This is a genomic window from Clostridium beijerinckii (genome assembly GCF_036699995.1).
Classification (GTDB): domain Bacteria; phylum Bacillota; class Clostridia; order Clostridiales; family Clostridiaceae; genus Clostridium; species Clostridium helianthi.
On sequence record NZ_CP144906.1, the window covers coordinates 2,810,798 to 2,823,868 of the forward strand.

The window sequence follows — 13,071 nt, forward strand, 5'->3', positions numbered from 1 at the left end:
TTATGCTAATATTTAAATATGAATACCTATTTGGGAAAGTTTTTTCTTTTAAGTCTAGTTAATAAAAATCCAAATAGATTTTAGTATGTGTTTGCTTTCTTTAAAAGTTGTGTTGTAAGCAAACTATATTTAATTATTTCATTCGGAGGTGTATATGAGAGTTGTTAGTGTTTCCAGCCTAAAGGGAGATGAAATACTAGGAAAACAGATTTTTGATGAATCTGGTAGAATTTTACTTAGCGTTGGAGTGAGGCTGAAACCTTATTATATCGAAAAAATTAAGGAACTTGGTATTTATTCGGTATATATTGATGATGATATATCAAAAAATCTCGACATTGAAGAAAGTATTTCTGATAAGACACGGCAAATGAGTAAACATGCAGTAAAAAAAATGATAGATGGATATTGCCGTGAAGGAAAAACTGATAATAACAGCGTTATGAATTCTGTCAACTCAGTTATTGAAGATATACTATCAAATAAAGATGTTTTAATAAATGTTGCAGAAATAAGTGCTAGTGATAATAATATATATTCTCATTCCGTAAATGTATGCGTATTAGCTACAATTATAGGAACTCATATGGGATACAGCATGTCAAAATTAAAAGATATAGCTGCAGGTGCACTTTTGCATGATATTGGCAAAATAAGAATTATGAACGATAAAAAAATTTCGTCTGGATTTAAAGATAAAAATGAATTCAATAGATATATGGAATTAATGCATCCTAAGATTGGGTATGATTTTCTAGGGGATCAGCATGTTTGGAATGCATATGTTAAAGTGGCTGTTTTAATGCATCATGAAAGAAATGATGGAAGTGGATATCCTTTGCAGTTAAAAGGAGATGAAATAAATCAATTGGCAAAAATTGTATCTATTTGTGATACGTTTGATAATATGATATCCGGCCGAGAAGAAAATGAACGGAAAACTGTGTATGAAGCAATTGAATATCTAATAGGTATGAGTAATATTTATTTTGATGAAGAGATAGTGAAAAAATTTACTATGAATATAGCAGCTTTTCCTACAGGAAGTGGTGTTATTCTAAATTCAAATGAAAAGGGGTTAGTTGTAAAACAAAACAACTCAATGCCAATGCGCCCTGTAGTAAAGGTGTTGTATGATGAAACGGGAAGTTTACTATCTGAACCTTATGAAGTCGATCTACTGAAAGAATTAACACTTTTTATTACAAAGACTAGTGAAATTTAATTTTAGGAGGATAACATGAAGAATCAAAACAATGATGAAATAAATATTTATTCTAATGATTTCCTAAAATTAATGAATAGTATTCATGTGAGATTTTTAGAGGTGAATTCTATAAATTATAATGAGTTATTAAGAAAATCATTAGAGGAAATTGGAGAATTTTTTGATTTAGATAGAATATATATATATCATTTTTCTAAAGACCCAACTTTTATGAAAATAGAATGTCAATGGAATAAAAAGTTAATAAAACCAAAAAGGGAAATTATAGAGGATGAAGTAGTTTACGCTTTTCCTTGGTTAATTCGTCAAATTAAAAGTAAGGATTTTATTGCTTTAAATAATATAACTGAATTTCCGGTTGATGCAACATTTGAATTAGAAGCTTTTAATATAGAGGGAATAAAATCGTCTCTTATAATTCCATTAAAAGATAAAAACAAATTAATAGGTTTTATAGGATTTGAAACCTTATCGAAATCGATAATATGGCAATCGGAACAGGTAAAAATATTAAATAATATTTCAAAGTTTTTAGAATTCATAAAAGCTAGGATTACAAAATTAAAAGAATACGAATCACTTCTTAATGGCCAGACTATTTTACTTGATAATGCTGCCTCACAGATTTGGGCACTAAGCAATGTTACTTCATATGCTACTGTTAATGAGGCTCATGCAGAATTTTTTGGAAAGAAAAAAAGCGATTTAGAATATAAAGACCTATATGACATATTTGATATTAATACTGCAAATAAGTTATCTGAAAATAATTGGGAATTATTTAGGAATGATGAACCAGCAGAGAAAGAGCTTAAAATTAAGAATTGGAAAGGCGAGGACAGGCTTCTTCAAGTTAAAAGTAAACCTATTAAAGATGACTATGGTAACATTAAATATCTTGTTTGCACAGCACAGGATATTACGGAACAAAGAATTGCAGAGGCTGAATTATATAAGGCAAAAGTAGAGGCTGAATCGGCAAATATAGCAAAGAGTCAGTTTCTTGCAAATATGTCACATGAAATTAGAACTCCAATGAATGGAATATTTGGATTTTTAGAATTATTAGAATCGTCAAATCTCTCCTTGGAACAAAAAGAATTTGTACGCGAAGCAAAATCTGCTTCAGATATTTTATTAAATATTATTAATGATATATTGGATTTTTCAAAGATTGAGGCTAAAAAATTAGTACTAGAAAACATAAGCTTTAATTTAAGAACTATTATAGAAGATGCTGTTTCACTTTTTGTTCCCAAAACTTTGGAAAAAGGAATTCAGCTTTATACAATAATTGATCCAACTATTCCAGATGAGGTTATAGGTGATCCGTCAAGACTTAAGCAAATATTAAATAATCTTTTGAGTAATGGTGTTAAATTTACCGATGCTGGTGAAATTGCAATTAAGGTTGATTATTTTGAGGAAGAAAATGATATCGCACTTCTTACATTTGAAGTGAGGGATACTGGAATTGGAATTAGTGGAAATGATGTACAAAAACTTTTTAAATCTTTTAACCAAGCAGATGCATCTACAACAAGAAAATATGGAGGAACTGGACTTGGACTTTCTATATGCCGAGAATTGGTTAATATGATGGATGGTGAAATAACTGTTGATAGTGTATTGGATAAAGGATCTACTTTTAGATTTTGTGTAAGATTAAAAATATCTAAAAGGGCTTCTGAACATATCTCTATTTTCGAAAATGTTAATGACGTAAATATTTTGATTGTTGACAATGATGAAAATAGTAGAAAGATTACAAGTTCTTACCTCAGAGGAACTGGATTACATATAATTGAGGTTGATGGTGCTGGTGAAGCAATTTCAACAATTATTTCTAATAATGATACAAAAAATAAAATAAGCATTGTAATTATTGATTGCGAGATAACAGGAATGAATTGTTATGAACTTGCACGAACGTTAAAAAATATACCCATAGCGAAAAATATAAAGTTAATTCTGTTAATGTCGAGGTATAAAGGAGACTTTAAGGCAGCAATGGAATATGGATTTTCGTCTTATTTGACCAAGCCACTAAAAAGAGATGATTTACTTAGCTGTATTGCTGTAAATTTAGGCTTGAAAAAAGAAGATGAAGAACATCATGAAGACTCAAATAAAAATGTAGTTAAAAACATTTATAACTTATCAGAAATTAGGATTTTATTGGCGGAAGATAATGAAGTTAACAGAAAAATTTTTATAAGCATGCTTAAATCTCGTGGTATTACTTGTGATGTAGCATTAGATGGTAAAGAAGCATTAAGAAAAGTATCGGAAGAAGATTATGATATTGTATTCATGGATTGTCAAATGCCAATAATGGATGGATATGAAGCTACTGCTGAAATAAGAAAGATTGAAAAAAATAGAAAACATACAAAAATTGTTGCAGTAACTGCTAATGCAATGGAAGGTGATTCGGAAAAATGCATTAAATCTGGAATGGATAGTTATATTACTAAACCTATTAATTTTGATATTGTATTTAAAATAATTGAGGAAAGCATTATAAATAAAAAGCATAATAGTATAGATTATTCTAGAATAATAGATAACTATGTTAATCAGTTTTCTAGAGATACAGGTCTTGATATAGAAGATGCATTAGAAATATTTGAAGACTACATAAGGTGTTTACCTGATTTGTTAGATGGAATTAATAATGCCATTAATACTAACGACTTAAAGAAGCTAGCAAAGTTTTCTCATGAATTAAAAGGTTCATCTGGAACACTAGGGATAAATTCTGTTCACGAATTAGCTACAATGCTTGACAAAAAAGCTTTAGAAGAAAATTTAGATGAATGTAATAAGATTTTTGGACAAATAAAAGATTTGTTTTATAAAATATAATTTAATAATAGCAGTCAAATTCTGAAAATTACAGATGAAGGAGTTTTTAATATGAAGAAGATTTTGATAGTAGATGACTCATCGTATATGCGAATGTTTATACGAAAAATTATTCAAAAAAGGGGAACTTATATGATACTAGAAGCATCAGGTAAAGATGATGCAATAGAAGCATATAAAATTGAAAGTCCTGATATTATAATTTTAGATTTAAATATGTCTGAAGTTAGAAAGGATGGCATTGATGTTTTGAGTCAAATAATGAGTATTGATCCTGAAGCAGTAGTGATTATTATATCGGCAGTAGGGTATGATGATGTTAAGGATGAATGTTTAGCCCTAGGAGCTAAGAGTTATATAAAAAAGCCATTTGATACTCAAACTTTAATAAAGACACTAGAAGAATATAAATAGAATTTTAATATAGAAATTTAAAGATTGTTATTTATACTGAAAAATATATATTTAGTAAATTAGTTGAGATTAAAGAATGCAGTTATTAATGGAAAATGTATTCTTTAATTTTTTATTAATAAGGAATAAATTCGCGTGTTTATAAACAACCTAACATTATAAATTTAAATAATTTTGAAAAGTTAAGTGGGAGTCTTATTTTATTATGATAAATACAATATGTATTGCAATAATAAATTTGCATTTAAAGACATGGTAAGCTAGGTATTAAACTAATATAATATTAGCATATAGAAAATCAATTGCAATATACTATTATAAATAGCTATAAATTAATTTATTCAAAGTAAATATATTATATGAAATGCAATAAATAAATGTTATTTTTTAAATTAAAGTAAGAATTTATTTGATATTATTTAAGGAGGATTTTATGTTAGACATTATAATTTACATAGTAATAGGGGCCGCAGCAGGAATTTTAAGCGGTCTGTTTGGAATTGGTGGTGGAATAATTATAATTCCTGCATTGATGTATTTAAAAGGATTTTCACAGCTTACAGCTCAGGGAACGTCTCTCGTTGCAATGCTTCCACCAGTTGGCTTACTTGCATTCATGGAATATTATAAGAAAGGCAATACAAATATAACTGCGGGTATAATTATTTGTGTTACTATGCTAATTAGTGCAAAATTTGGAGGCCAGCTTGCTAATATTCTTCCAGCAAGTATAATGAAAAAAGCTTTTGGAATATTTATTATTTTGGTTGGAATAAAAACTTTTCTGGGTAAGTAATGAAAAACAGTTAATCAGTAAAAAATGTTAGTCTATATTATTAAAATAACCATTAATTTATTATAAGTTAGTGGTTATTTTTTTATATGTTTATAATTTAATTGCTGTATCTTCACTTGAAAATAGTCTAAAAACATAGTACTTAAATTAAGTAAAATATTAAAGATTGATTAATATATCTGAATATTTGGTCATTTTTGATATATGGGATGATAAATTAAAGAAAATAAAAAAGCCCCAATTGGGGGTGCTTTAATTAAAGAAAATGAGTGAAAATACAATGGAGCTGATAAATATCTAAATCAATGTGCTTTGGAATATACCATCATATAGTTCACTCAAAGCTATAGATCGAATCGTATTTATTAAGTGTATGCCTTTCAACAATTTAAATACCGTCTAACTAAAGTGCTATTTTTCTAGCATCTTGATTATCTATTGCAGAAATAAGAGTTATTTTTTCGTTTGAAATCAAGATATTAGTATTTTCAACGCTAGGGTTTTTTACTGTTACTACAAGATTTCTTGGGCCACCTACTGCCTCTATAGCTCTATTTATAAGTTTAATAGTATAAGAAAATACTTCTTTTATATCTTCATTTGATGAAAATACAACTGCATGTCCAGCTTTAAGCATTAGAATGCTATTTCTTATTATTGTTTCGATAGGATTAGATGCTTCAACAACAACTCCATTTACAGTATAGGAATTATCGCTGTTAATTATAGATAACCTAGATTCAAGATATTTATCATTTAAACATTTATCTAATGCATTAGTATTATTGTAAAGAATATTACTGTAGGAGCTAGCACCACTCTCTTTACAAGTCATTAAACTAAGTTCCTCTAAGTGCAATTCTAATTCTTTAATTACTGAATCTACTATTTCATTCTTTTTTTGCTCACTGTATTGCTTATATTCTTCACAAGCAACATGAGCTAATTTAATAGCATCTTCCATTGTGTCAAAAACTCCACAATCTCCTTGTCTATCAATTATAATTGCATATTGAATTGGTTTTTTTACTATCATAGTATTTATCCCCCTCATATTTATAGATTTTAATTTTTTACTATGATTTCTACTAATATAGAAGCAGAAGAAGTTAAATAATTAACGTTAATTATTTAACAATAAGATTTAAAAAAATATAGATATTTATATTACTATCTTATTAAGTATTATAACAATATGTTACTAATTATTCAAGTAGTTGTTGTGAATTTTCTGAATTTTATTTTTCATTGTTAAAAAACTAGCTAATTATAAGTTGTATTTGAAGAATATGTATAAATTATCATAATAAAAAATAATAATTTAACAATCTTAAAAGTATATAGCATAGATAATATAGTTTATTTTTTATAGATATTTATTTATATAACATAAGTAATCAATATTTCTACTAAGTAATAATTGACAAAAACATCAAACAATATACAATTATCTTATTAGGATATAGGGGGAATTATAAATGAAAAAAATAGTTAGTAGATTAATATTTGGTTTCGTATTATTTTCAATAATTGGATATAGCGGCATTCCAGAGAAGGTGAAAAATGAATATATTAATAGTAATAAGTATGCAGGAATACATATAAAAGAAATAAAAGAGAGATCAGTTCTAAATAATTCAGGAGAAGAAATAGGAAAAAGAGGAGAAGTTACATATAGTCCTGATAAAATAACAGATGAAGCTTTAATAAATTTTTATAATGATAAGATTAAGAACACCGGGTATAACTATTATACTTTAATAAATGAAAAAGATAAAACTCAGGGTATTGTTTCAATTGCATGTGTAAATGTATTAACATATTCAGAAATAGATGACAATGGATATATAGTAAAAGCAAATAAAAATTTTGAAGTCAAATAGAAGTGTATAAATTATAGCTTTTGATTTCATATATAAGTTAATTAAAAGAAAAGGCGCTAAAATAGTTTTAGATATTATTTTAGTGCCTTCTTTTAATTAATTTTTTAAAGTAAAGTTTTAGGTTTCAGCTTAACATTTATTCTTAGCGTTATCGTAATCTCTTAATAAATGATTCTTTCTTTTAAATATGAAGTAGTATGGAACTTCATAAGCTAGCATAAATATCCATCCTATGAGGCTGGCATAGGCCATACTTATCATCCCTACATGAGAAACTAATATAAAAACAAATATTACTCTAAAGGATATTTGGATAAGTGTAGAGATTAATGTAATTTTCATGTTTCCCATGCCTCTGAAAAAACCTTGAATACCATTTGTAAATGCAGGAAATAAATAAAAAAATGCCATAAGTCCTAAGTAACTAACACCTAAGTCAACCATGTTATTATCATTAGAAGAGACAAATAATTTCATTATAGGTGTCTTAAAAATTAATACAACCAAGCAGATTATTATCCAATAGCAAAATTCTATGAACAATCCAGTTCTAAATCCAGCTTTAATACGATCTTTATCATTTGCACCACGATTTTGAGCAACAAAAGTCATCATTCCATGAGATATACTTTGTTGTGGAGTGAAAGCAAAATCATCAACTCTGTTTACAGCATTAAAGGCTGCTATTGTAGCTACCCCTAATGGATTGATAGCACCTTGAATTAACAATTTGCCGATTGGCTGACAAGATTGCTGCAAAGCTGTTATTGATCCATGCTGGAGAGTTTGTTTTAAAAGCGTTCTATCTAATTTTATATCTTTTCTAGATAGTCTCAACAATGGTACTTTTTTATATATGTAAATTATACAAAATAGAGCGGAGCAAGCTTCAGCGATAGTTGTAGCTAGTCCAGCTCCAAGTACGCCCATATTAAAGCCTCCTATAAAAATAAAGTCAAGACATCCATTTAAAATAGATGCTATAGCTAAAAATCTTATTGGTGTTTTTGAATCCCCAACACTTCTCATTGCTGCAGATACTGCATTATATAAATATGTAAAAGGCATTGCGGCAAATATTATTCTTAGATAGAGTGTTGCAGATTCGAGAATTTCATTTGGAACTCCAAGGAGGATTAATATATTCTTAGAGAGGATTAAGCCTAATATTACAATTATTAGAGAAAAAAAACATCCAAATATTAAAGTTGTCGAAATCTCTTTCTTTAATTCTTCATATTTCCCGGCTCCAAAAAATTCACTCATAAGAACTGATGCTCCGATACATATACCTGTTATTCCTAAAATTACAATATTCATTACAGGATTAGCAGTTCCAACAGCTGCCAAAGCATCTGTACCAGAAAATCTTCCTACTATTATCGAATCTACGGCGTTATAAGTAAGTTGGAGCAGATTTCCGAGTATTAATGGAATAGAAAAGCTTATAAGATGCTTAGGTATATTCCCTTTAGTCATATCTTTAGTCATAATTTTCACTTCCTTAATATTTCTTCATTAGGTTATTATACTAAAGGGGAGACTACGTCTTCAACAAACTAATTAGAGAAAATGTTTCATTTTGAAATCATTTTAGCTTTCTCCATAATGTACTATGACTAATTTTCAATCTTTTCTCAACTTTGACCTGATTCATTCCTTCTTGCTCCATTACATACTTTATAATACGAGTTTCTATTTCTTTTAAGCTTCCATTTAAATCAATAGGGACTAGAGAAGCATTTTTATGATTTTCAATTTCAGCCTTTAATGCTGTTTTTACTTCGTCAACATTAATATAAGAGCCATTACATTTAAGTGCTAATTGGTTTACGACTCTCATAAATTGTCGTATATTTTCAGGCCAAGCGTATTCAGATAGCAATTTTATACCACCTTCTTTTATACCTACCACTTGGCTTGCACATCTTAAATCTAGTTTTGAAAGATACATACTTATCATATTGCTGATTTCATTGCTGTAATTTTTTAAAGGATTTAATTCAATTCTAACTTCATCAATTATTGAACGGAGCTGCCTAAGTAATTTTCCGCTACTAACACAGAGTTCAACAGGTAATTCGCAAGACGCAATTATTTTAATAGTATTGTTTCTAGATAATTTTTTTAAAATATTAGCTATCTTTTTTTGCCCTTCTGTATGTAACGTATCAATATCCTCCAGAAATAATGTGCCGCCTTGGTTTTTAAAATTATCAATTATGATTTTATATAGAAAGTCGTAGTTGTAATATTCAGGAATAGAGTGACAGCTTATACATATTAAGCTTTTTCTTTTTTGAGGACCATAGTAAGTGCATAAATATCCGATATCATTCTTGCACATTCCGTCTTCGCCAGTAATGATTGTTGGAAGTGGTGTGTTACTTAGATGTGATATTTGAGAAAGAATTGTTTGAGGAAATACTGTATGTACAAAGCTTGGTGATATTTCATCTGGATTTAATATTTTTATAAAATCATCAATATTACTTTTTTCTCTTTTTTCATAATATGTATAGTCAATTGCTTCAGATCTTAAGTCTTTATTATTAGAAAGAGCGTTGCATAAGCGTACTGCTTCATCAATAGCGCTTTTTACAGCTTCAATTCCACTTGTAATAAGTATGCTATTAATTCCAAACTCTTGCGCTGTTTCATATACCATATTATCGCCGATAATGAGTTCGTAGTTTTCTTGTTTTAGTTCTTTAATTAAGTCTGGAATATCTTTATGTTCAAAATAACACTTTGATTCGATTGAGTAACCTAAAAGGTCGCTTAACTGTTTAAATGATTCAAATATATTTGGATAAGAAAAAAATATTTTTTTCCCTTTATATCCTTCAGATAATTTTAAAATTCTAAGTATATCAAAGGCATTAATATGAATTTCAACAATAGGAGTTTGAGTGATTTTCCTGCAAATTTCTGCAGTACCACCTCTTGTTATGATCACATCATATTTTTTGTTTATATTTACTTGTTTCAGAATTTTTGGTCCTTGTTCATAATTTCCTTGATACACATCAATTTGAAAATCCTTATATTCAGATGAAACTGACATTGCGATTTCTTTTAAGCCAAAGTAGGGCGCTAAAAAAAGTATTTTTGCTTTCATAATTTTATTTACTCCATTAATTAATTTATTATACTATTATATCAAATATATAAATTAATTAATTACATATATTTGATATATTTAAAAGTCTGGAGATCCAGACACTTAATGGCAACATATATATGGAGCAAATATGTATTCAATTTCCTCTGATATACATATAAGTCCGGCTCTCATTGTAGGAACCTATAATATATAGATACCGAAAAAGGCAGTTATCTATAAAATATAAGTTTATGTTTATGATTGAACGAAGCCAGCGCTATAAAAACACTGGCTTCGTTCAATTACTTAATAGTTTCTTTTAATATAAGAATATAAAATATTATATTACCTTACTGGACAAACTCCATTTGCGCACTCTTTATCAATTATTTCATGTTCGTCATCATCATCAAGTTCAGCCAATAATTCATAATCTATAGGTTTAATATTTTTTATACGTTCCTCATAATCTTCTTTTGTTGTAGATTCATAAGGTAAAAGAGGGTAAGTTTCGTCTGTTAGAGGAAGGAAAGTTATACCAACCACATAGTCAAAATTCTCATAGAGCCAATTGGCAACATCATTCCACTCATTTTCTCTTACATGTACGGTAATTGAAGTATTGTGATCAGTCCAATTTATCATTGATAATTTATAAAGTTCAAGTTGTTCTATAGCTCCAACATCATATTTTGTTTTTCCGTAAGGAGCTTTGATTGGAAATTCTATAACTTTTGTTGTGCAATTTTCATCACTTTGACCATTTTCATTATAAATTGGATAGCATTTTAGCTTTTCTATCATTTTATATAGAGGGTCAGATGTAGAGATCCTAACTCTTCTAATATAATAATTAGAATGTGAATAATGTATTCCTGAACTTACACATGGAAGTGTGGATAGAGATCCTTCAGGCTTAATTGTTGTCATAAGCTCAGGAATGGAAATTCCAAGTTCTGAGCAGTATTTAATACCTTCGCTTCTAACTACATCTCTTAAACGCTTTAGCAATAAACCTAAATTTTTATAAGTCATGTTTGTTCTATTTACCATATCCATCATTCCAGTTAATGATATTCCAACGATTCTATCATTTTGCATGATTTTATTCCAATCTGGAAGTTCTACGTTTACTAGGGTCATTCTAATAGCCACTCTAGTAGATAGCTTTATTATTTTTTCTAATTTATCAATATCTAGGTTATTATCTTCATTTACGAATGAGGCTAAATTGTTAGTTGATAGGTTGCAGCATTGATGTGAATTAAGCAAAATTTCTCCACATGGGTTACAACCTTTAAATGTACTTTTTCTTCTCATAGCTTCACTTCCATTAATAAAACCAGGTTCACCATTTATTTTTATGGATTCTAGGATTTTCTTTATTTTATTAAGCGATGGTTTTTCTTTATATAAAACAGAATTATTACTCATTTTCCTATGAGATACTTCTGAATTTTCAATCCAATTTCCATTGACTATTGTATATAATTTACTTTTTGCATTTATAACATCCTCATCATTTTCATCGCAAATTATCATCATTGCACTACGCCTAACTCCACCAGAAACTACATTCTCACTTATTATGGTAGCTATATCAAGCACATCTATGGACCTTAATCTCCCTTCAACAAGATTACTGCAAACCTTATTTATTTTTTCAAACATTCTTTTTAATGATTTATGACCAGATGCTCTGCCCCCAAACCTTTTTAATCTTTCACCCTCAGGCCTTACATAGCTGTAGTCAAATGTAATTTTCTTAATATCAATATATTCAGGACTTGTAATCAAATTAAAGTAAGTTTCTAGAGCATTACACCAGCCTTCTTTGCTGTCACCAATTTTAATCTTAGCGGCTGATGGATTTACCTTGTCTAAAATAAGTTTGGTGTTTTCCATATATTCTTTTGGCATGAACTTATGAATATCTTCATTATATTCGCTGTCAAGAAATATTCTCCTTATATTAGGCATTTTTGATATTAGAGATTTATCTATTCTAACACCGACACCTGACCCAATCATGAGAAGATAGAATATGTCTACAAAATCATGGAATTTCTCAATCATTGTAAATGCACAGTTATAATTTGAAAGTGGATATTCTTTTACTATATCAGTTCCACCCATATAAAGAGTTCTACCTGATGTAAAGGTCCTTAAATTGAATAAATTATCAAATAACAGTTCAGCTTCTTTTACTTCATCTTGTAGATTTATACTTAATCCCTGTTTCTTTTTAAATTCTATACCAAGTTCAATGTTATATTCTGTTGTTCTAAGAACTGTTTCAAACCAAGTTTCTCTTCTTTTTTTATTGTTTAAATATCTAGAATAAGTTCGTAAATAAACAAATTCGCCAATATTGCTTAAAGGCGTATGGTTAATTTCTCTGTATTTGCTTAAAAATGATTCTGATAATAGTTCACTCATATATATTCCTCCAGTTTTACTTAATAAGCTAATAATTTCTTTCTAATCCTTATATTCTTTTGAATTATAATATCTTCAAGTTTTATAATAACATTATTTTAAATCATTTTATGATAAAATACAATATGTTGTATTTGTAAAAAAGTATTTATACAATATATAGAGTTGTCCTATTCGCTATAATGATTGACTTTAACAAGTAATATGAAAATTTAATTAAGTATATTTAAAGAGGACTTATAAAATAAAAATGTGATTTTATAAAGAGATTATATGAGTAATTGCATAAACGTGATATCAATCACGGTTTTATATAATAAATCGTGATACTGTAATT

9 protein-coding genes are annotated in these 13,071 nt (G+C 28.2%); 5 read left to right on the forward strand and 4 right to left on the reverse strand.

All coding sequences use genetic code 11. The features are described 5' to 3' along the window. Positions 1-154: 154 nt before the first annotated feature. From PZA12_RS13020 to PZA12_RS13035, 4 genes are all read left to right on the forward strand, one after another. Positions 155-1,225, forward strand: coding sequence for an HD-GYP domain-containing protein (locus tag PZA12_RS13020; RefSeq protein ID WP_077842957.1), 1,071 nt, complete (start codon positions 155-157; stop codon positions 1,223-1,225). A 15-nt stretch (positions 1,226-1,240) separates the two neighbouring features. Further along, positions 1,241-4,096 carry a response regulator gene (locus PZA12_RS13025; RefSeq protein ID WP_078115555.1) on the forward strand — a complete coding sequence of 952 codons (2,856 nt, stop codon included), beginning with the start codon at positions 1,241-1,243 and terminating at the stop codon, positions 4,094-4,096. 51 nt (positions 4,097-4,147) lie between these two features. Continuing rightward, positions 4,148-4,510, forward strand: a complete 363-nt coding sequence (locus PZA12_RS13030; RefSeq protein WP_077839253.1) for a response regulator — start codon at positions 4,148-4,150, stop codon at positions 4,508-4,510. A gap of 433 nt (positions 4,511-4,943) precedes the next feature. Further along, positions 4,944-5,306, forward strand: coding sequence for a sulfite exporter TauE/SafE family protein (locus PZA12_RS13035; RefSeq protein WP_017211652.1), 363 nt, complete (start codon positions 4,944-4,946; stop codon positions 5,304-5,306). Positions 5,307-5,709: 403 nt separating this feature from the next. On the opposite strand, the gene PZA12_RS13040 is transcribed toward PZA12_RS13035, so the two are convergent. After that, entirely contained in the window at positions 5,710-6,342 is a 633-nt protein-coding gene (locus PZA12_RS13040) for an aldehyde dehydrogenase (RefSeq protein WP_077839254.1), read from the reverse strand. Positions 6,343-6,784: 442 nt separating this feature from the next. Here PZA12_RS13040 and PZA12_RS13045 point away from each other — a divergent pair, with 442 nt between their 5' ends. After that, positions 6,785-7,189 carry a hypothetical protein gene (locus PZA12_RS13045; protein WP_078115554.1) on the forward strand — a complete coding sequence of 135 codons (405 nt, stop codon included), beginning with the start codon at positions 6,785-6,787 and terminating at the stop codon, positions 7,187-7,189. Between the two features lie 129 nt (positions 7,190-7,318). On the opposite strand, the gene PZA12_RS13050 is transcribed toward PZA12_RS13045, so the two are convergent. From PZA12_RS13050 to nrdJ, 3 genes are all read right to left on the reverse strand, one after another. Beyond that, on the reverse strand, positions 7,319-8,680 hold the full coding sequence (locus PZA12_RS13050; RefSeq protein ID WP_078115553.1) for an MATE family efflux transporter: 1,362 nt from the start codon (positions 8,678-8,680) through the stop codon (positions 7,319-7,321). 97 nt (positions 8,681-8,777) lie between these two features. Next, positions 8,778-10,310 (reverse strand): sigma-54-dependent transcriptional regulator, encoded by a 1,533-nt coding sequence (locus tag PZA12_RS13055; protein ID WP_078115552.1) that lies wholly within the window; start codon positions 10,308-10,310, stop codon positions 8,778-8,780. A 330-nt stretch (positions 10,311-10,640) separates the two neighbouring features. After that, positions 10,641-12,734 carry a ribonucleoside-triphosphate reductase, adenosylcobalamin-dependent gene (nrdJ, locus tag PZA12_RS13060; protein WP_078115551.1) on the reverse strand — a complete coding sequence of 698 codons (2,094 nt, stop codon included), beginning with the start codon at positions 12,732-12,734 and terminating at the stop codon, positions 10,641-10,643. Between the last annotated feature and the right edge of the window lie 337 nt (positions 12,735-13,071).